This is a genomic window from Brevundimonas sp. FG8 (genome assembly GCF_057808845.1).
The window spans coordinates 55,808-75,131 of the sequence record NZ_JBMDIU010000012.1; the positions used below are offsets into that span (position 1 = coordinate 55,808).

Genomic DNA, 19,324 nt, shown 5'->3' on the forward strand with positions numbered 1-19,324 from the left:
GTCGTAGCGAGCACAGATCAAGCCGCCAGCCGCACCACGCCAGCGTCGATATACCGGCGGGCCGCCTTCTGGGCTTCCGAGATTTCCTCCCGCTCCATCTCCTGGCTCATCTCGCGGCGATAGACGCGCGCTTCGATGCTGCCCTTCATGGCGGCGAGGTTGAAGATCATGTGGGCCGACACGCGGTCCATCGGGCAACCGTTCTGGCCCGTGGAGTACATCATGCCCAGACGGAACAGGTCGTCCCCGCTCATGTCCGCGGTCGGCAGCGGCAGCGCCGCATCCTCGACCATCATTTCCGGCGCCGTTTCTTGCGCGATCATCACCGTGTCTCCGGTTCTGAGGCCGTTCTGGCCCCGTCCTGTGACCCGAGTGAAATACCCGCGGTTTGAACACAGAGTTAACAGCAAGGGGGTCCGAAGGGCTTTTAAGCGAAATCGGACCTACTTTCTGCGCCGCGTAAAGACCTCTGAAATCTCTCGATAATCCCTGATTCAGAGGCCCTAACGAGTCGTCACCGGAACCCTTACACAGGGTTACCGCGCGCGCTGGCCGAACAGGAGCTTGCGGGCCGCCTCCGCATCCTTGCCGGACGCCGCGAGGTTCTTGCGCAGCTCATCGCCCAGCGCCCTGCCCCGCTGCACCGCCGGTCGTTCGCCCACCCGAGCCAGCCAGGCCTTCAGGTTCGGAAACTCGTCGATGTTCTGCCCCTGCAGTTCCGGCAGGATCCAAGGCCAGGCGGCCATGTCAGCGATGGAGTATTCTCCGGCCAGATAGTCCCGGTCCGCCAGCCGTCGGTCCAGCACGCCATACAGACGGTGTGTCTCGTCGGTATAACGGCGAACACCGTAGGCGATCTGGCGTTGGTCGCGGATCAGGGCCGGCGCATACTGTCGGAAGTGATGGGTCTGCCCCGCCATCGGCCCAAGGCCGCCCACCTGCCAGAACAGCCATTGGTCCACCTCGGCCTTGCCGCGCAGATCATGCGGATAGAATTTGCCCGACTTCGCGCCGAGGTATTGCAGGATCGCTCCGGACTCGAAGATCGACAGCGGCAGGCCATCCGGCCCGTCAGGATCGACAATGGCCGGCATCCGTCCGTTCGGACTGATCCGCTGGAAAGCCGGCTCGAACTGTTCGCCCGCGCCGATGTTCACCGGCTTCAATTCATAGGGCAGCCCCATCTCCTCCAGCGCGATGGACACCTTCCAGCCATTCGGCGTGGGCCAGTACCAGAGTTCGATCGGGCGGACGGTCATGACGGCTCCTGTGTCGGTTACGGTCGAGGTGGGCGCCCGGCCTCGCGCGCGCAACGTTGAACCTGACAGGAATGTTCAGAAGCAGTTCATGCGGGAGGAACGACCTTCCCTCCAACGGACCGGCTCAACGCGGGTCCCGCATGGAGACCGAAGATGAACCGTTTCACAAAGGCCGCGATTGTCGGGCTGGCGCTGGCGACCACCGCCGCTCCGCTCGCCGCCCAGGCCCAGAACCGCGGCGACCGCCAGGAACGCCGTGACGATCGTCGCGACTATCGCCAGGATCGTCGGGACGACCGTCAGGACTATCGCCGCGAACGACGCGATGATCGCCGCGACTGGCGTCAGGGCGATTACGACAACCGGCAGGATTATCGTCAGGACCGCCGGGACGACCGGCGCGATTATCGCGCCGAGCGCCGGGATGATCGTCGCGACTACCGCAGTGACCGGCGTTGGGAGCGCGGCAGCCGCAACTGGTGGCGTGGCCGCAGCGATTTCCGCGACTATCGTGGCGCCCGCAACGGCTATTGGTACGCGCCCAACTACGGCTACTACCGCGTCGAGCCGCGCTACTACGGCTATCGCTGGCAGCGCGGCGGCTACCTGCCGTCGGCCTATCGCGGCTACTATGTGCGTGACCCGTATGTGTACAATCTGCGTCCGGCCCCGCGCGGCTATCGCTACGTCCATGCCGGCAATGACATCGTGCTGATCGCCATCGCCTCCGGCCTGATCGCCAGCGTGCTGTACGACGTCTTCTAGACCCGGAACGCACATCGCCTGAACGACGCCCCGTGGATTCGTCCGCGGGGCGTTTTTCGTGGGCGCTTTCCAGGACCGAAGCTTAATGTGACGACGTCGTTCGTTCAGTCACCGTTCAGCATGAGGGCGCGACCGTGGGATCAAGCCGCCTGACAGGGGCGTGCGGAGAAACGAACGAGAATGAAACGCTCACTTATGGTCGCCGTGACCATCTCGGCCCTGATGGCGCCTTTGGTCGCCCCGGTCGCCGCCGCGGCCCAGGACACCCCGTTCCGTCGTGGTGGTGATCGCCAATCCGGCGACCAGCAACGGACCGCGCCCCAGACCGACTCCGCGCCCGAGCCGCGCCGCGAACGCCCGGCTCCGCAACCGCGCGAAGACCGCCCGGAACGTCCCGACCGCCCCCGGCAACCGCGTCCGGATCGACCGCAGCAACCTGACCGGCCGCAACAACCGCGGCCTGACCGTCCGGATCGGCCTGATCGTCCGCAACAGCCCCGTCCGGATCGGCCGGACCGCCCCGACCGGCCGCAACAACCGCGTCCGGATCGCCCCCAACAACCGGATCGTCCCGGCCGTCCAGACCGCCCGCAACAGCCGGGACGTCCTGATACGCCGAACCGCCCGGATCGCCCCGACCGGCCGGACCGTGACCGGCCCGGCCAACCGAACCGTCCTGACCGCCCCAACGGCGGATGGGATCGGGATCGTCCCAACGGCGGCCAGAATGGCGGATGGGACCGCGACCGGGATCGGGATCGTCCCAACAACGGCGGTGGCCGTGACCGGGATCGTGACCGGGATCGTGACCGCCCGAATGGCGGCTGGGATCGGGGTCGTGACCGGGATCGCACCCGTGACGACTTCCGCCGCCGATTCAACGGCGACCAGTGGCGCCGTGACTGGAACCGCAACCACGGGCGGGACTGGTGGCGGAGCGACCGTCGCTGGCGCGACTATCGCGGCGTCCGGATCGGCTTCTATTTCGCGCCGGGCCACGGCTACTACAGCGTGCCCCGCTCGTACTGGAACCAGCGCTGGTATGTCGGCGACTACCTGCCTTCAATCTTCTGGCGCTATCAGTTGAACGACTGGCGCACCTACGGCCTGGGCTATCCGCCCGAAGGCACGCGCTGGGTGCTGGTCGACAACCACATCTACCTGATTGACGAGTACGACGGGTACATCATCGACGTCATCTACGACGCCTGGCGCTGGTAAGCGTCCGGGCATAGCGGCGCCGGCGGCTCCAGGGCCGCCGGCGTTCGCGCGTGGACGGTGATTGGTGATTGTGGCCACCGCTTCACTGACCGCGGAAGGGTGGTGCGGACCGCGCCATCCCATACCGCCGGCCAATCACCAACCACCAATCACTCCCCCAGCCCAAACTGTCACGCGCCGACGGTTGCAGCGAACCCCGCGCCGCGTCAGAACCGGTGCATGAGCGACACGGCGATCAGCGACACCACCACCGGCGAGGAGGTTCCGTCCTCGCGCGCACCGCAGCTTCGTCTTTCGGAAGAGCTGATGGCGTCGCCCTCGCGGTTCTTCAATCGCGAGACCTCGTGGCTGGCCTTTAACGGCCGCGTGCTTGAGGAAGCCGCCAATCCGGGCCACCCGCTGCTGGAACGCCTGCGCTTCCTGTCCATCTCGGCCAACAATCTGGATGAGTTCTTCATGACCCGCGTGGCGGGCCTGAAAGGACAGGTGCGCGAACGCGTCCGCGTCGTCTCGCCGGACGGTCTGACGCCCGCCGAGGCGCTGGAGCAGGTCAATATCGCCGCCGGCGTCCTGATGACGGAGCAACAGAGCCGCTGGCGCGAACTGCGCAAGGAACTCGCCGCCGCCGGGATCGAGGTCGTCGACGCCGCGAAGATCACCAAGACCGAGCGGGAGCGGCTGGAGCCGGAGTTCCTGAACCAGTTGTTCGCCGTGCTCACGCCGATGGCGATCGATCCGGCGCACCCCTTCCCCTTCCTGCCCAACCTGGGCTTCTCGCTCGCGCTGAAGCTGAAGCGCCGCTCGGACCGCCGCACCCTCTATGCCCTGGTGCCGGTCCCGACCCAGGTGAAGCGCTTCTGGCCCCTGGCCACCGACGGCCGCTCCACGCCCGGCCGCCAGCGTTTTGTGACGCTGGAGAGCCTGCTGATGCTCTTTATCGACCATCTGTTCCCCGGCTGCGACGTGCTGGAGCGCGGCGTCTTCCGCCTGATCCGCGACAGCGACATCGAAATCGAGGAAGAGGCCGAGGATCTGGTCATGGAGTTCGAGGAAGCGCTTAAACAGCGTCGTCTCGGCTCGGTCGTGCGCATCAAGATCGAGGCGTCCATGCCGGACGACCTGCGCACCTTCATCACGGACGAACTGAACGCCGCGCCGCAGGACACGGTTCTGATCGACGGCATGCTGGGTCTGGCCCAGGTGTCCGAACTGATCCCCGGCGGCCATCCGGAGCTGAAGTTCAAGGGTTATGAGCCCCGCTACCCCGAGCGGGTCCGCGACAACGGCGGCGACATCTTCGCCGCCGTCCGCGAGAAGGACATGCTGATCCACCACCCGTTCGAGAGCTTCGACGTGGTGGTCCAGTTCCTGCGTCAGGCCGCCCGCGACCCGAACGTGCTGGCGATCAAGCAGACCCTGTACCGGACGTCCAAGGACAGCCCCATCGTCGCCGCCCTGATCGAGGCGGCCGAAAACGGCAAGAACGTCACCGCCCTGGTCGAGATCAAGGCGCGCTTCGATGAAGAGGCGAACCTGAAATGGGCCCGCACCATGGAGCGCGCCGGAGTCCACGTCGTCTTCGGCTTCGTGGAGTGGAAGACCCACGCAAAGCTCAGCGTCGTCGTCAGGCGCGAAGGCGACGGCCTGAAGACCTACTGCCACTTCGGCACCGGCAACTATCACCCGGTGACCGCCAAGGTTTACACCGACCTCAGCCTTTTCAGCAGCGACCCCGTCATGGCGCGCGACGCCTCGCGGGTCTTCAACTACATCACCGGCTACGCCCAGCCGGACGAGCTGGAGGCGCTTGTCGTCTCGCCGCTCAACATGAAGAAGACGCTGATCGACCTGATCTCGAAGGAGATGTCGGCGGCCGCCATGGGCAAGCCGGCGGCCATCTGGGCCAAGATGAACGCCCTCGTCGATCCTGAGATCATCGACGCCCTGTACCGCGCCAGCCAGTGGGGCGTGCGCATCGAGCTGGTCATCCGCGGCATCTGCTGCCTGCGCCCCGGCGTCGAGGGTCTCAGCGAGAACATCCGGGTCAAGTCCATCGTCGGGCGCTTCCTGGAGCACAGCCGCATCGTGGCCTTCGCCAACGGCCGCGATCTGCCCAATGACAAGGCGAAGCTGTTCATCTCCTCCGCCGACTGGATGCCGCGCAATCTGGATCGCCGGGTCGAGCTGATGACCCCGGTCCGCAACGCCACCGTCCATGATCAGGTGCTGGACCAGATCATGGTCGCCAACCTGAAAGATGACGCCCAGAGCTGGACCCTCACGCCGGACGGCACATATGTGCGCGTGACGCCGGTCGATCCCGAACGGCCCTTCTCGGCGCACAAGTATTTCATGACCAACCCCAGCCTCTCGGGCCGTGGCCGCAAGGTGAAGACCCTGCCCGCGCACCTCAGCTACGACCGCCCCGAGCGGAAGAAGCGTTGATGCCCGAGGCCCTGTTTTCGGCCATCGGCGAACCCCGTGACGTCGCCGCCATCGACATCGGCTCCAACTCGGTGCGTCTGGTCCTCTACCGGCTCGAAGGCCGGGCGATCTGGACGGTGTTCAACGAAAAGGTGCTGGCCGGTCTCGGTCGCGACCTGTCCGCCACCGGCAAGCTGTCAGTCGAGGGCGCGGCGCAGGCCCTGATCGCCCTCAAACGCTTCGCCGCCGTCATCGACGGTGTAAAGCCCGCCCACACCTTCGTCGCCGCCACCGCCGCCGTGCGCGAGGCCTCGGACGGTCAGGCCTTCTGCGACACCGTCGCGGCCGAGACCGGGCTCAGGATCCGCATCCTCTCCGGCGAGGAAGAGGCCCGCTACGCCGCCCTCGGCGTTCTGGCCGGCATTCCCGACGCGGACGGCGTGGCCGCCGATCTCGGCGGCTCCAGCCTCGAACTGATCCGCCTGGGCGCGGGGCGGGTGGAGCGCGGGATCACCCTGCCGCTGGGCCCCTTCGCCCTGACCGATCCGCGCGGCTTCGATCCGGACCGTCACCGCGCCGCCATCGCGAAGCGGCTCAAACCCGCCGCCGACTTCAGCGCCGACACCCTCTACGCCGTCGGCGGGGCATGGCGGACGCTGGCGCAGGTGCACATGGACGTCAGCGGCTACCCGCTGCATGTCGTCCACCAGTACCGCCTCACCGCCGACGAGGCCCGCGAGACCGCCCGCCTGATCGCCCGCCAGTCGAAGGCCTCGCTGGAGAAGTGGCCGGGCCTGTCGAAGAAGCGGGCAGAGACCCTGCCCCACGCCGCCCTCGTGCTGGAGGGACTGATCGACCGGCTGGGCCTGAAGTCCATCGTCCTGTCGGCCTGGGGCGTGCGCGAGGGCCTGTTGTACGAGGCGCTGGACGCCCAGATCGCCACGGATGATCCGTTGCTGGCCGGCTCCACGGCCCTCGGCGCCCGTCAGGGCATCTCCCCCACCCTGCCCGGCGCCCTGCGCGGCTGGATCGCGCCCCTGCTGGAATCGGTGAAACCCGCCTTCAGCCCCGAGCGGGACGCCGTGCTCGCCGACGCCGCCTGCGGTCTGGCCGATCTCGGCGCGCGCCTGCATCCGGACCACCGGGTCGAACTGGCCTTCGATCAGGTCCTGCGCGCGCCCGTCCCGGGCCAGACCCATGCCGAGCGCGCCTGGCTGGCCTGTGCGGTCAACGCCCGCTACGGCGGTCCGTCCGCGACGCCGGAGCCCGTCACCGTCGCCCGCCTCCTGACCGAGGAACAGCGTCAGAGCGCCCGCGCCGTCGGCCTGGCCATACGCCTCGCCTGCGACATGTCCGGCCGTTCGCCCCAACTGCTGGTCAACGCCCGCGCCACGGTTCAGGACGGCGCCCTGCTGCTCACCGCATCAGAGGGCTATGCCGACGTCCTGTTGGGCGAACAGACCCGTCGCCGGGGCAAGGCGCTGGCCGAGGTCATGGGCCTGAAGCTGCAGATCGAGGGGCGGGACTGAACCCGCCTCAGTCACCCATCCACCAACGCAGCCGCACCGCCTGCGCGGGGGCGTCGCCGACCTTCAGCGATCCGGTCAGCACCGCCCCTTCGTCGCCGAGGTTGCGCCGCGCCGTGGCCAACGCGCCCTGATCCAGACGGCCACTGAACATCACCCGCCCCAGTTCCGGCGAGCGTCCCTCGAACTGAACCTCGCCGTCATTGACCGTATAGCGGGTGGGCAGGACCCGGGCGGTGACGCTGCGCGCCTCACCCAGCTCCGTCTGCGTCATCGGACTCGTCACATCATCGAACTGCAGCATGACCGGGGCGAAGGTCGCGCTGCGCTGTCCGGCCTCCCAGCTCTCGAACTCCCCGGTCTGGCCGACGAACACATGGCTGAAGGACCACCTGCCCGTCCGCGCCGGGTCCATCGGCAGATAGTCCATCGGCAGATAATAGCCCGAGACATCGCCGGAGAGGGTGTGGGTGAAGGCCGGCGCGGCGGGCGGACGCATCCGCGAGTCGCCGCCGTTGTCACACGACATGAGCATCGCTCCGGTCGCGACGAGGGCGAGGCTGACGATGCGGCGCATGGAAACCATCCGGAGGACTGGAAGTCCTGCCGGTATGCCACCGTCAGGGCAGATGCGCGACCACCTTAAGCCAGTGATCAGCCTGACCCATGTCGATCAGTTCGAAGAAGGGAATGGCCAGCAGGAACACCATGCCGTCGCGCAGGGTCAGCAGGAACAGCGACGGCCGGATCGTCAGTTCCTCGCTGTCGCGCCACAGCCTGAAATCGGGCAGGAACCGGGGCGTCCGGGCCATGTAGGCGGCGTAGCGCTCACCGAACTCCCGCCCCAGGAAGGCTTCCTCCCGCGCCACGGTCAGACGGAAGATCAGCAACGCCGCCAGAACGAAACCGATCGCGATGGCCGCGCTGCCGCTCTGGGCTCCCACGCCGAAGGCGCCGAAGAAGCTGAACACATAGAGGGGATTGCGCGTGAGCGAATAGGGACCGGTATCCACCACGTCGGCCTTCTTTCGCCCGCCGATGTAGAGGGTGCACCAGGCGCGGCCGACGATGGAGAACACGATCGCCGCCAGCCCTACGGCTTCGACAGTCTCGTGCCAGCGCCCGTCCACCCCGCCGATCGATTGTGTGACGAGAGAAGCCCCGATCAGGGCCAGAAGGGCGAGCAGAACCGCGACCTTGCGGATTTTCTGAACAGCGCCGAGGTCGAGCGTGGTCGGGGCGGCAGTCGTCATCGAATTTCTCCGTTGCGCGACGAAACGACCGCGCAACGGCGAATTCAAGGCCTATCTTTGCGACCGAAACGCGGTCGCGAAACTATCGGTCCAGCGCGCGATCCAGCGCGTGGAACGAGGCGATCGACAGCGAGGTCGCGCTGGTGAACACCGACGGGGTGATCCGCTCGAAGTCATCCGACGGACGGTGATAGTCGGGGTGGTAGTTCACGCCCAGATACAGGAACGGGATCTGCGCGCGATAGAAGGCGGCGTGGTCCGACGCCTCGACCCAGTTGTCCTCACCGGTGTCCTGCGGCGTGTCCTTGCCGAAGGCCAGCGCCACCGCGCCGTCCGCAGGAATGCCTTCCAGGATCGGACGCAGGTTGGGGTTCTGATAGGTGCCCGTGACCCACAGCTTGCCGTCCGTCTCGGCGCGCGCGGTCATGTCGAAATTCAGGTTCATCGTGATCGAGGCCAGCGGCACCGGCGGCGCCTCGACGAAATGCTTGGCGCCCAGCAGGCCCCGCTCCTCACCGTCCAGCGCCACGAAGATCACGCTGTGCTCCGGCGCCTGACGCTTCAGCTCGGCGGCCAGCGCCAGCATGGTCGCCACGCCCGAGGCGTTGTCGTCCGCGCCGTTGAAGATCTGGCCGTCGTTGGTGCCGACGTGGTCGTAGTGGGCGGTCACGACGATGTATTTGTCCGGCACGCGGGTTCCGCGCACCACGCCGATGATGTTCACGCCGTTATAGGTCTTCGGCCCGGCGCGGGTGCGGCCGGTGGCTTCCCACGGCTGCAGACGTCCCATGATCGGCGCAGGGACGCCCAGCGCCTCGAACCGGCCGACGATGTAGTTGCGGGCCATCTCGCCCCCGGCCGAGCCAGTATCACGCCCGGCCATCTCGTCCGAGGCCAGGATGCGCACATCCTCCAGCAGCTGCGCCTGGAAGGCCGGAACCGCCGGTGCGACCGGCGCCGCGGGCTCGGAGGGAGTGACGCAGGCGGCGAGCAGCAGGCTCGCGGCGACGGAGCTCAGGGCCATAAGGCGGATCGGACGCATGGAATCTCCTCTTTCACCGAAACGCTTAGCAGGCTCGCGCGGTCACGTCAGATTACAGCCTCTTAATGCAGGCTTGAACCATCCCCGGCCCCGGATGACAGTCGCCTCCAGAAGCGACCTCAAGGCCGCCGGGAGGACCACCATGATCGCACGCATACTCGCCGCCCTTGCCGCTGTCTCCGCCCTCACCGGCGCCGCCCCCGCCCTTGCCCAGGACGCCCCGGCCCCGGCGCAACAGGGCGGCTCGATGCTGGACAAGGCCGTGAACCGCGTCCACGTCGACGGGTGGAATGTCTACGGCGCCGGCCAGACCCACGAGATCGTCACCTCCACCGTTCAGGGCGGACGCGCCCTGCGGGTCGATGTCACCGCGGCGGGCGGCAACAGCTGGGATGTCGGCGCGGGCTCCGTGTCCACACGGCCGGTCCGGTCAGGCGACGTCCTGCTGCTGGCGGTCTGGATCCGCACCGAACGGGCCCCTGCGGACGCCGATACGGGAACGGCCGTCATCCGCCTTCAGGGCAATGCCGCGCCCTACCCTGAAATCATCAGCGCCAATGTCCGCCCAACCGGCGAATGGAAGCTTTATTTCGCGAACGCCGTCCTCGACCGCGACTGGGCCGCGGGCGCCCTGGGCGCCACCGTGCAACTGGCCGGCGCCGTCCAGACGATCGAGCTGGGACCGGTCTTCATCCTGAACCTGGGTCAGGGCTACGACCGCTCGACCCTGCCCACGAACTGACAGCAGCCGCGGAACCGGCCGTTGCGGGCGGCGCTGGACTTGGGCAGACCGTGGCCATGGCCGAGCGAATCCCGATGACCGACATTCCCGTAGATCAGCTGGACCTCGCCGGGGCCGAGGCCGAACTGGCGCGTCTGACCGCCGAGCTGGCGCGCCATGACGCCCTCTATCACGGCGGCGACGCCCCCGAGATTTCCGATGGCGAGTATGACGCCCTCAAACGCCGGGCGCTCGAGATCGAGGACGCATTCCCCGACCTGACCACCGCCTCATCGCCGTCACAGGTCGTCGGCGGTCCGGTCTCCGGCCAGTTCACCGAGGTCCGCCACGGCGTGCCGATGCTGTCGCTGGACAATGCTTTTTCCCCCGAGGAAGTCACAGACTTCGAGGCGCGCATCCGCCGCTTCCTGAAACTCCCCGCCGACGAGCACATCGCCTTTGTCGCCGAGCCCAAGATCGACGGCCTCAGCGCCAGCCTGCGGTACGAGCACGGCAAACTGGTGCGCGGCGCCACGCGCGGTGACGGCAAGACCGGCGAGGATGTCACCGCCAACCTGCGCACCATCGCCGACATTCCTCAAACGCTCAGCGGCTCCGGCTGGCCCGACGTCATCGAGGTGCGCGGCGAGGTCTATGCGCCCAACGCTGAATTCGACGCCTTCAACGCCGCCGCCGAGGCCGCCGGTCAGCGCACCTATGCCAACCCCCGCAACTTCGCCGCCGGCTCCCTGCGTCAGAAAGACCCGGCGATCACCGCCCAACGCCCCCTGCGCTTCTTCGCCTATGCCTGGGGTGAAAAGTCCGCCGACTTCGCCGACACCCAGTCTGACGCGCTCGACGCGCTTCGCTCGTGGGGCTTCAAGGTCAATCCGCGCTCGGCCCGCGTCGAGGACGCCGCCGGTCTGATCGCCCTGTACGACAGCCTCCAGACCGACCGCGCGACGCTCGGCTATGACATCGACGGCGTGGTCTACAAGGTCGACCGGCTGGATTGGCAGGAGCGGCTCGGCTTCATCGCCCGCACGCCCCGCTGGGCCATCGCGCACAAATTCCCGGCACAGCAGGCCCAGACTGTTCTCGAAGGAATCGACATCCAGGTCGGCCGCACCGGCTCCCTGACCCCCGTCGCCCGCCTGCACCCCGTCACTGTCGGCGGCGTTGTGGTCCGCAACGCCACCCTGCACAACGAGGACGAAATCGCCCGCAAGGACGTCCGCATCGGCGACACCGTCGTCCTGCAACGCGCGGGCGACGTCATCCCCCAGATCGTCAGCGTCGTGCTGGACAAGCGCCCGGCGGAGGCCGCGCCCTACATCTTCCCCACCCACTGTCCCGTCTGCGGCTCCGAAGCCGAGCGCCCCGAAGGCGAGGTGCGCCGTCGCTGCACCGGCGGGCTGATCTGCGACGCCCAGCTGGTCGAACGGCTCAAGCATTTCGTCGGCCGTCGCGCCTTCGACATCGAGGGCCTCGGCGAGAAGCAGCTGACTGCCTTCCACGAGCGGGGCTGGCTGCACCAGCCCGCCGACATCTTCCGCCTCGCCCGCGATGAGGCCCGGCTGGATGAACTGCGGAACGAGGACGGCTATGGCGACACCAGCGTCCGCAATCTGATCTCGGGCATCAACGCGCGCCGCGTCATCACGCTGGACCGGCTGATCTTCGCCCTCGGTATCCGTGACATCGGCGAGCAGACCTCGATCCTGCTGGCCCGCCATTTCGGATCATGGACCGCCTTCCACGCCGCCTGCATCGAGGCCTCGCAAGGCATCCCGTCGGCCGAATGGACCCAACTTGCCGAGGGGCACGGCGTCTCCGAGCGCACCCTGTCCGTCCTCTCCGCCGCCACGCCGCCCGCTGATGATCCCTGGCCGGAGGCGCCGCTGGATCAGAAGCTGTCCCTCGCCTTCCCCGGCGTCGCCGCACCGGCCCGTCGCGCCCTCGCCCTGCTCGCCCCCGACTGGCCCGCCATCGTCCGTCTGGCGCGGATCGCGCGCGAGGAAGGCCCGTCGATGACGCTCGGCGAGATCGCGGGTATCAGCGGCGTCGGCCCGGTCGCCGCGCGCGCCCTGGCCCAGTTTTTCCATGAGCCCCACAACCGCACGGTCGTTGACGCCCTGATCGAGCAACTGGACACCGTCGAGGACGCCGAACGGCCCCAGACCGACACCGCCGTGGCAGGCAAGACCGTGGTCTTCACCGGCGCCCTCGAACGCTTCACCCGCGACGAGGCCAAGGCCCGCGCCGAAAGCCTCGGAGCCAAGGTGTCAGGCTCGGTGTCGAAGAAGACCGACTACCTCGTCGCCGGTCCCGGCGCGGGGTCCAAACTGGCGGATGCGCAAAAGCATGGCGTCTCCGTCTTGACGGAAGACGAGTGGTTGGCGCTCATCGGAGGCTGAGTTCTTTCCGGAGTCCCCCCATGCGTCCCGCCCTCTTCGCCGCCGTCCTGACGGCCGCCGCCGCCCTCGCCGCCCCCGCCTTCGCCGGCGACCCCACAGGTCTGTGGCAGACCTCGACCAACGGCGGTCAGGTCCGCATCGTCCGCTGCGGTCAGGCCCTGTGCGGGACGCTGGTGACCTCGGACACCATCCGCGCCAATCCGAACACCCTGGATGAGCACAACGCGGACCGCGCCCAGCGCAGCCGTCCCCTGCGCAACCTGCCCATGCTGCGCGGCTTCGTCGGCGGCCCGACCGAGTGGACCGGCGGCAGCGTCTACAACCCCGCCGACGGCCGCACCTATCGCGGGACCATCACCCTGCAGGGCGACAACACCCTGCGTCTGCGCGGCTGCGTCGTCGCTCCGCTCTGCCGCACCCAGACCTGGACGCGTATCCAGTAGAACGAAAAGACCGGGCCGGATCGCTCCGGCCCGGCCCTGATGGTCCTAGCGGTTCAGCGACGACCGCGCCGCCTCGGCGTAGCGGTGCCCCTGCGCGGCGCCCTTGGGGAAGACCGCCTCGATCCGCGACAGGTCTTCCTGCGTCAGCACGATCTCCGCCGCCGCGATATTGTCTTCCAGAGTGGGAATGCGTCGGGTGCCGGGGATCGGAACCAGATGCTCCCCCTGCGCCAGCACCCAGGCCAGCGCCAGCTGGGCGGCGGTCACGCCCTTGTCGGCGGCGATGCCCTTCACGGCCTCCACGAGGTCGAGGTTCTTCTGGAAATTCTCGCCCATGAAGCGCGGATTGGTGCGGCGGAAGTCGCCCGGCTCCAGATCGTCGATGGACTTGATGTCCCCGGACAGGAAGCCCCGCCCCAACGGGCTGTAGGGCACGAAGCCGATGCCCAGGTCCTCGCAGGTGGCGAACAGGGCGTCCTCCGGCTCCCGGCTCCACAGCGAATATTCCGTCTGCAGGGCGGTGATCGGGTGTTCGGCGTGGCCGCGACGCAGGGTCTCCGGCGCGGCTTCGGACAGGCCCAGGAAGCGCACCTTGCCCTCCTTCACCAGCTCGCCCATCGCGCCGACAGTCTCCTCGATCGGCGTGTTCGGATCGACGCGGTGCAGATAATACAGATCGACGTGGTCCATCCCCAGCCGTTGCAGGCTGCCCTCAATGGCGCGACGCACATTGGCCGGGCTGCCGTCCACCGCCAGCGCGGTGCGGTCCGCGTTCCAGCCGATGCCGAACTTGGTGGCGACAAAGGCCTTGTCGCGTCGATCCTTCAGCGCCGTCCCGACCTGCACCTCATTGGTGTGCGGCCCGTACATCTCGGCGGTGTCGAAGAAGGTCAGACCCCGATCGAGCGCGCGGTGGATCACCGCCGTCGCCTGCGCCTCATCCGAGGGCGTCCCGTAGAAGGACGCCATGCCCATACAGCCCAGGCCGATGGCCGAAACCTCGGGCCCCGAACGACCCAGCTTGCGCGTCTTCATCTGCGCGTCTCCGACAATGTGAGGAAGCCGGCGGGACCATCCGCCGGTCCGTCGGAGATGGGCGCCGGAAGGCCTTATTTCAAGGCCGAAGTGATGTCTGTCCGCGCGAAGTCATCGCCTTTGAACAACAGCGGCTCGCCGGCCTGTTTAGCGAGGGCATAGGCGAAACAGTCGCCGAAATTCAGCGACGCCGGATGGTTGCCCTTGCCGAACTCGCGATAGGCACTGCGCGCAATTTCGGCGTGCTCGCGGGTAACAGCCACGACTTCCACCCTCGTCAACTCCAGCAATCGGTCGAAAGCCTTGGCTGCAAAGTCATCTTTCGCCTTGCGATCAATGACCATGCCGCTCTCGAAATAGGTCGCCGCAGACATACGTGGTGATCCGAACATCAGCCGCTCGAGCAGCGCCGTGCCTTCCGGCTCGCCAAATATAATGGCGATCAGGGCCGAACTGTCGACGATCACGCCGGACGTCCCGTCTCCGGGTCATACAGGAAGCCCGTCGGATCTTCACCGGGCTCAAGCGGCTTCAGGTGCGCCTGCATCTCCCGGATCAGCGCCATGACCTCTTCGGCGGCCGCCTTGGGCGGCTCGGCCGGTTCACGCGCCAACTGTTCGCGCAGGGCGACGGTGACCGCCGTGGTCAGGGTTTCCCCCCGTCGCGCAGCCAGCTCCCGCGCCAGTCTATGGGTCTCGGGGTTCTTGATGTTCAGCATGGTGGAAAGGCTTCTACCACAAACCCCGATATCGCTAAAGCGACGCGCAGGCCGCCTCAAGCCAGGCCTTCGCCTCGCCGTCCATCAGCGGCCCGACCTTGGCCCAGACCTCGGCGTGGTAGGCGTCCACATAGGCGCGCTCGTCGGCGGTCAGCAGATCGACGTCGATCAGCTTGCGATCCAGCGGAGCCAGCGTCAGTTGCTCGAAGCCATGCATGGGCCGCTCGCCGCCCGGGATCGGCTCCGGCGCCGTCACCACCTGCAGGGTCTCGATGCGGATGCCCCAGTGGCCCTCGCGGTAATAGCCCGGTTCGTTCGACAGGATCATGCCGGTCAGCAGCGGCTGGCTGTTCACCGCCTTGGCGATCCGCTGCGGCCCCTCGTGCACGCCCAGATAGCTGCCGACGCCGTGACCCGTTCCATGGTCGTAGTCAAAGCCCTGCATCCACATCGGCAGACGCGCCAGGGCGTCGATCTGGTGCCCCGTCGTCCCCGCCGGGAAGCGCACCACCGCCATGGCGATGTGGCCCTTCAGGACGAGGGTGAACATGCGGCGCTGGTCGGCTGTCGGCGTGCCGATGGCCATGGTCCGGGTCACGTCCGTCGTGCCGTCCAGATACTGGCCGCCGCCGTCCACCAGCAGCAGCGAGCCGTTCTCGATCTTGCGGATCGTGCGCGTCACCGGCTTGTAGTGCGGCAGGGCGCCGTTCGGCCCCGCGCCCGCGATCGTGTCGAAGCTCAAATCCTTCAGCGCGCCGGTCTCCTCGCGGAAACGCTCCAGCGTCTCGGCCACCTCGCGCTCATCGGGCAAGGTTTGCTGCGCGGTCGTGTCGACCCAGTGCAGGAACCGGCTCAGGGCCGCGCCGTCGCGGATATGAGCCTGCCGCGAGCCCTCGATCTCGACCGCATTCTTCTGCGCGCGCGGCAGGGTGCAGGGATCCATCCCGCGCACCACCTTCGCCCCGGTCGCCTCCAGCCGGTCGAAATACCAGGCGGACGATTGCCCCGGATCGACCAGCACCTTCTGCCCCGCCAGAGCGTCCAGCGCGCCGTCCAGCGCCTCGGGCGCCTCCAGCGTCACCGCGTCGCCCAGCCAGCCGGGCAGTTCGTTGGTCACCTTGCGCGGGTCCATGAACAGCCGCGCCGTGCCGTCGGTCTTCACAATGGCCTGCGACAGCGGCAGCGGCGTGCGGATCACGTCCCCGCCGCGAATGTTGAACAGCCAGGCGATCGAGGCCGGCGCGGTCAGCACCGTGGCGTCCGCCCCGGCCTTCGCCACCGCCTCGCCGATGCGCGCGCGCTTCGAGGCGCTGCTCTCACCGGCGTATTTGTCGTCGTGCGGCACGACCGGCGCCATCGGCTGGGCCGGGCGCTCGTCGCCCCAGGCCTGATCCACCGGATTGACCTCGACCGGCTTCAACGTGGCTCCCGCCTTCGCCGCCGCCTTCTTCAGCACCGCCAGCGCGTCCGGGCTGTGCAGACGCGGGTCATAGCCGATCACCGCCCCCTTGGGCGCGCGCTCCAGATAGGCGGGCACGCCGCCTTCCACGAGGTCCAGAATTTCGAACTGCTGCGCATCCACCTGCGCCCGCACCTGCACGGTGTAGCGTCCGTCGGCGAAGACCGCCGCCCGGTCCGTCAGAACAACGCCGGCGCCGGCCGAACCGGTGAAGCCGCTGACCCAGGCCAGCCGGTCATTGGCGGCGGGCAGGTATTCGTTCTGGTGCTCGTCCTCGTGCGGGACCAGCATCCCGTCCAGGCCCTGCTCGGCCATCCTGGCCCGCACGCGCGGAAGGTGCTTCGCCCCGAAGGACGGATCGGTGGTTTCGTCGTAGGTCTGGCGCATGGGCGGAGCCATAGCACCGCCTTGCCGACCGGTTCTAGTTCTGAGGCGCCGTCGGACTGACGACAGCGGGCGCGGTCGTGGCCGGCGCAGGAGCCTCGATCACCACCGGTTCAGCCGCGCGGGCTTCAGCCGCCCGGGCCTCCGCCTCGGCGCGAGCCGCATCGGCGCGGGCGATATCGACACTGGCCTGCGCCCCGGCCACCTGTCCGGCGATCACGGCCTGATCCGCCCTCGCCTGCGCGGCGGCGGTTTCCGCCTGGGCGTCCAACAGGGCGTCCTCCGTCACCGGAGCCGATCCGCGCGCGAAAAGGATCCAAAGCACGGCGATCAGCACCAGCCCGCCGAGGATGCCCGCCACCCACCAGCCGGTGTTGGACTCCTTCACAACGACGGTTTCGACCGTCTCATGCACGACAGCCCCGCCCGGCCTCACGGGATCGAGGTTCGGATCATACTGGGTCATCACGGCGTCCTCCGGTTATTTCACCGAAAACACGCACACGCGACGGCTGTTCCGCCGTTAACCCACGCGCCTGTCAGATCACCGGGGGCGGAACAGTCGCCCGAGCAAGCCTGGCTTTGGGTCCGATTTGGGCTCAGGCTTGTTCTCCCATCGCCTCGCAGCCTCGGGGAGAAAGTCGACGCATCGCCCCAACGTGGCTCCGTCGTCACCAACAAGCGCGGCCATCCGGTCGAACTCGCTGAACAGCATATGGCTGAAAGACCCCCAGGACGCCGCCACATCATCGGCGTCGGTCAGTCCGCACAGGGTGACCGCCCCGTCCTGCCGCAGCAGCAGATAGCCCTGCCCGGACCAGCCGGAGACAGTCCCCAGAACCCATGCCGTGTAGGGCGCATGACGCGGCCAGCCGAACTGGTTGCCATAGTCCAGACTGACGGGCTGCCCCACGCCGACGCCACTGCGGTCGATCAACTCTCGCTCGGTGCCGTGGATGTGGCTTCCATTCAGGCCCAGATGCCGGAACAGCCAGGCGCCGTTCGACCAGGCCAGGAATCGGCGGTACTCGCCGGGCAAAGCCCGATCATACGCCGCCTCCGTGGCAGCAAGCCGATCTTCCGACAGGCCCGGATAGAGGGTGTGCAGATAAGCCTGCGTCCCCTCCGCCGGGACGTGGCCCACCTCCAGGCCGCCCCCCTCGTGCTCGACCCAGCCGCCGGATCGCCAGCGTTCCAGACGAGCCCTGAGAAGGTCAGCGCCTTCCCAGATCATCCCACCCGCCGCAGCACCAGCGCGCTCCAGGCATCACGATGAATGCGGCGCTCCAGCACGAAGCCGCGCGACAGATAGGCCGCCGTCACCCGGCGTTCCTGAGTCCGTAGCAGACCCGACAGGATGGCCACGCCGCCCAGTTTCAGCGCCTCCTTGATGTCCTGCGACAGGCTCACCAGCGGCGGCGCCAGGATGTTGGCGAAGACCAGATCATACGGCCCCTGGCTGCGCACCTTGCGGTCGTTCAGCCCGCTGGCGTGCACGAAGCGCGCGCCGGCCTGATTCAGATGGGCGTTCTCGTTGGCGATCCGCACCGAGGGCGCGTCGATGTCGGTGCCGACGGCGACGCGCGAACCGGTCTTGGCCGCCGCGATGGCCAGCACGCCCGTGCCGCAGCCGACGTCCAGCACCCGCTCGAAGCTTTCGCGCTTCAGCAGTTCATCGAACGCGATCAGGCAGCCGACCGTCGTGCCGTGGTGGCCGGTGCCGAAGGCGGCGCCCGCGTCGATCTTCAGGTTCACCCGGTTCGGCGGGACCCGCCCCTGATCGTGGGCGCCATAGACGAAGAACCGCCCGGCCTCGACCGGCGGCAGGCCCGACAGCGACATGGCCAGCCAGTCGGCGTCGGCCAGCTTCTCGACGATGACCGTCAGTCCCTCATGGGCCGACAGGGTCGCCTCGATGCCTTCGGCCTCCTCATCAGTGGTCGGGAAGGCGTCGATGCGCCACACGCCCTTGTCCTCGTCTTCCTCGAGGATCGAATAGGTCGCGCCTTCCAGCAGGACGTTCTCGTCCAGCGCCGAGGCTGCGGTTTCTGCAACAGCGCGGGGGCCGCGCGCGATAATCTGAACAGCGGACTCGGACATTTCTCAAACACCGCTATGATTGCGAATCGAGGGACGCGCTGGCGTGCTCTCCATCGCCAGCAAACGCAACACTATCCGAGGGGTCGGGGAATTCATGGCCAAAGCACCGTCTAAACCGAGTACCGCCGCCAAGCCGAAGGCGGCGACCGCCGCTTCCAAGCCCAAACCGGCTGCAAAGTCGAGCGCCGCGAAGCCGGCCGCCGCGAAAGTCGCCGCGCCCAAGGCCGCCGCTCCCGCGAAGAAGCCCGCCGCCAAACCGGCCGTGAAGACCGTCGCTCCCGCCAAGGCCGCCGCCCCGAAGACCGCCGCCAAGCCGGCTGCGAAGCCCGCCGCCAAGGCCGCGCCGAAGGCTGCTGCGCCCAAGGCCGCCGCCAAGCCTGCCGCCGCGCCGAAAGCCGCCGCGGCTGCGAAGGCTGTGAAGGCCGCGCCGAAGACGGCTCCGAAGACCGCCGCCAAGCCCGTCGCCGCGAAGAAGCCGGCTGCCGCGCCGAAAGCCGCCGCCGCTCCCAAGCCCGCCGCCGCTCCGGTCGTCGCCGCTCCGGCTCCGGCGCCCGCGC

General features: G+C 68.1%; 20 protein-coding genes. 8 read left to right on the forward strand and 12 right to left on the reverse strand.

Annotated elements, in window-relative coordinates; translation table 11 throughout:
- Nucleotides 1-17: 17 nt before the first annotated feature.
- Nucleotides 18-323: a sel1 repeat family protein gene (locus ACODRV_RS15475; protein ID WP_141626970.1), complete on the reverse strand. Its 306-nt coding sequence runs from the start codon at nt 321-323 to the stop codon at nt 18-20.
- Between the two features lie 213 nt (nt 324-536).
- Nucleotides 537-1,259, reverse strand: a complete 723-nt coding sequence (locus tag ACODRV_RS15480; protein ID WP_141626971.1) for a glutathione S-transferase family protein — start codon at nt 1,257-1,259, stop codon at nt 537-539.
- A gap of 153 nt (nt 1,260-1,412) precedes the next feature.
- On the opposite strand from ACODRV_RS15480, the gene ACODRV_RS15485 reads away from it, so the two are divergent.
- The 4 genes from ACODRV_RS15485 to ACODRV_RS15500 all read left to right on the forward strand — a co-directional run bounded on the left by ACODRV_RS15485 (nt 1,413) and on the right by ACODRV_RS15500 (nt 7,198).
- The gene (locus ACODRV_RS15485; RefSeq protein WP_488908907.1) at nt 1,413-2,024 is read left to right on the forward strand and encodes an RcnB family protein; all 612 of its coding nucleotides are present in this window, start codon (nt 1,413-1,415) and stop codon (nt 2,022-2,024) included.
- Between the two features lie 180 nt (nt 2,025-2,204).
- Complete coding sequence (locus ACODRV_RS15490) at nt 2,205-3,245, forward strand: RcnB family protein (RefSeq protein WP_488908908.1); 1,041 nt, start codon at nt 2,205-2,207, stop codon at nt 3,243-3,245.
- A 219-nt stretch (nt 3,246-3,464) separates the two neighbouring features.
- Nucleotides 3,465-5,690 carry an RNA degradosome polyphosphate kinase gene (locus ACODRV_RS15495; RefSeq protein WP_141626973.1) on the forward strand — a complete coding sequence of 742 codons (2,226 nt, stop codon included), beginning with the start codon at nt 3,465-3,467 and terminating at the stop codon, nt 5,688-5,690.
- Nucleotides 5,690-7,198 (forward strand): Ppx/GppA phosphatase family protein, encoded by a 1,509-nt coding sequence (locus ACODRV_RS15500; protein ID WP_488908909.1) that lies wholly within the window; start codon nt 5,690-5,692, stop codon nt 7,196-7,198. Before ACODRV_RS15495 ends, ACODRV_RS15500 begins: the two co-directional genes overlap by 1 nt.
- A 7-nt stretch (nt 7,199-7,205) precedes the next feature.
- On the opposite strand, the gene ACODRV_RS15505 is transcribed toward ACODRV_RS15500, so the two are convergent.
- The 3 genes from ACODRV_RS15505 to ACODRV_RS15515 all read right to left on the reverse strand — a co-directional run bounded on the left by ACODRV_RS15505 (nt 7,206) and on the right by ACODRV_RS15515 (nt 9,490).
- Nucleotides 7,206-7,772, reverse strand: coding sequence for a hypothetical protein (locus tag ACODRV_RS15505; protein ID WP_488908910.1), 567 nt, complete (start codon nt 7,770-7,772; stop codon nt 7,206-7,208).
- A gap of 43 nt (nt 7,773-7,815) precedes the next feature.
- Nucleotides 7,816-8,448 carry a methyltransferase family protein gene (locus ACODRV_RS15510; RefSeq protein ID WP_141626976.1) on the reverse strand — a complete coding sequence of 211 codons (633 nt, stop codon included), beginning with the start codon at nt 8,446-8,448 and terminating at the stop codon, nt 7,816-7,818.
- Between the two features lie 82 nt (nt 8,449-8,530).
- Entirely contained in the window at nt 8,531-9,490 is a 960-nt protein-coding gene (locus ACODRV_RS15515) for a M20/M25/M40 family metallo-hydrolase (protein WP_141626977.1), read from the reverse strand.
- Between the two features lie 142 nt (nt 9,491-9,632).
- Here ACODRV_RS15515 and ACODRV_RS15520 point away from each other — a divergent pair, with 142 nt between their 5' ends.
- The 3 genes from ACODRV_RS15520 to ACODRV_RS15530 all read left to right on the forward strand — a co-directional run bounded on the left by ACODRV_RS15520 (nt 9,633) and on the right by ACODRV_RS15530 (nt 13,071).
- Nucleotides 9,633-10,232: a hypothetical protein gene (locus ACODRV_RS15520; protein WP_488908911.1), complete on the forward strand. Its 600-nt coding sequence runs from the start codon at nt 9,633-9,635 to the stop codon at nt 10,230-10,232.
- 74 nt (nt 10,233-10,306) lie between these two features.
- Nucleotides 10,307-12,628 (forward strand): NAD-dependent DNA ligase LigA, encoded by a 2,322-nt coding sequence (ligA, locus tag ACODRV_RS15525; protein WP_488908917.1) that lies wholly within the window; start codon nt 10,307-10,309, stop codon nt 12,626-12,628.
- 20 nt (nt 12,629-12,648) lie between these two features.
- On the forward strand, nt 12,649-13,071 hold the full coding sequence (locus ACODRV_RS15530; RefSeq protein ID WP_141626980.1) for a DUF2147 domain-containing protein: 423 nt from the start codon (nt 12,649-12,651) through the stop codon (nt 13,069-13,071).
- A gap of 45 nt (nt 13,072-13,116) precedes the next feature.
- On the opposite strand, the gene ACODRV_RS15535 is transcribed toward ACODRV_RS15530, so the two are convergent.
- The 7 genes from ACODRV_RS15535 to ACODRV_RS15565 all read right to left on the reverse strand — a co-directional run bounded on the left by ACODRV_RS15535 (nt 13,117) and on the right by ACODRV_RS15565 (nt 18,767).
- The gene (locus tag ACODRV_RS15535; protein ID WP_488908912.1) at nt 13,117-14,106 is read right to left on the reverse strand and encodes an aldo/keto reductase; all 990 of its coding nucleotides are present in this window, start codon (nt 14,104-14,106) and stop codon (nt 13,117-13,119) included.
- A gap of 74 nt (nt 14,107-14,180) precedes the next feature.
- On the reverse strand, nt 14,181-14,573 hold the full coding sequence (locus ACODRV_RS15540; protein ID WP_141626982.1) for a type II toxin-antitoxin system VapC family toxin: 393 nt from the start codon (nt 14,571-14,573) through the stop codon (nt 14,181-14,183).
- Nucleotides 14,570-14,824, reverse strand: a complete 255-nt coding sequence (locus ACODRV_RS15545; protein ID WP_141626983.1) for a type II toxin-antitoxin system VapB family antitoxin — start codon at nt 14,822-14,824, stop codon at nt 14,570-14,572. Before ACODRV_RS15545 ends, ACODRV_RS15540 begins: the two co-directional genes overlap by 4 nt.
- Nucleotides 14,825-14,858: 34 nt before the next feature.
- Complete coding sequence (locus ACODRV_RS15550) at nt 14,859-16,670, reverse strand: aminopeptidase P family protein (RefSeq protein WP_488908918.1); 1,812 nt, start codon at nt 16,668-16,670, stop codon at nt 14,859-14,861.
- Nucleotides 16,671-16,704: 34 nt separating this feature from the next.
- Nucleotides 16,705-17,133, reverse strand: coding sequence for a hypothetical protein (locus ACODRV_RS15555; RefSeq protein WP_488908913.1), 429 nt, complete (start codon nt 17,131-17,133; stop codon nt 16,705-16,707).
- Nucleotides 17,134-17,211: 78 nt separating this feature from the next.
- On the reverse strand, nt 17,212-17,901 hold the full coding sequence (locus tag ACODRV_RS15560; protein ID WP_488908914.1) for an SMI1/KNR4 family protein: 690 nt from the start codon (nt 17,899-17,901) through the stop codon (nt 17,212-17,214).
- Entirely contained in the window at nt 17,898-18,767 is an 870-nt protein-coding gene (locus ACODRV_RS15565; protein WP_141626986.1) for a 50S ribosomal protein L11 methyltransferase, read from the reverse strand. The genes ACODRV_RS15560 and ACODRV_RS15565 overlap by 4 nt, the downstream gene beginning before the upstream one ends.
- A gap of 94 nt (nt 18,768-18,861) precedes the next feature.
- Here ACODRV_RS15565 and ACODRV_RS15570 point away from each other — a divergent pair.
- A partial coding sequence (locus tag ACODRV_RS15570) for a hypothetical protein (protein ID WP_488908915.1) occupies nt 18,862-19,324 on the forward strand: 463 nt, incomplete at its 3' end.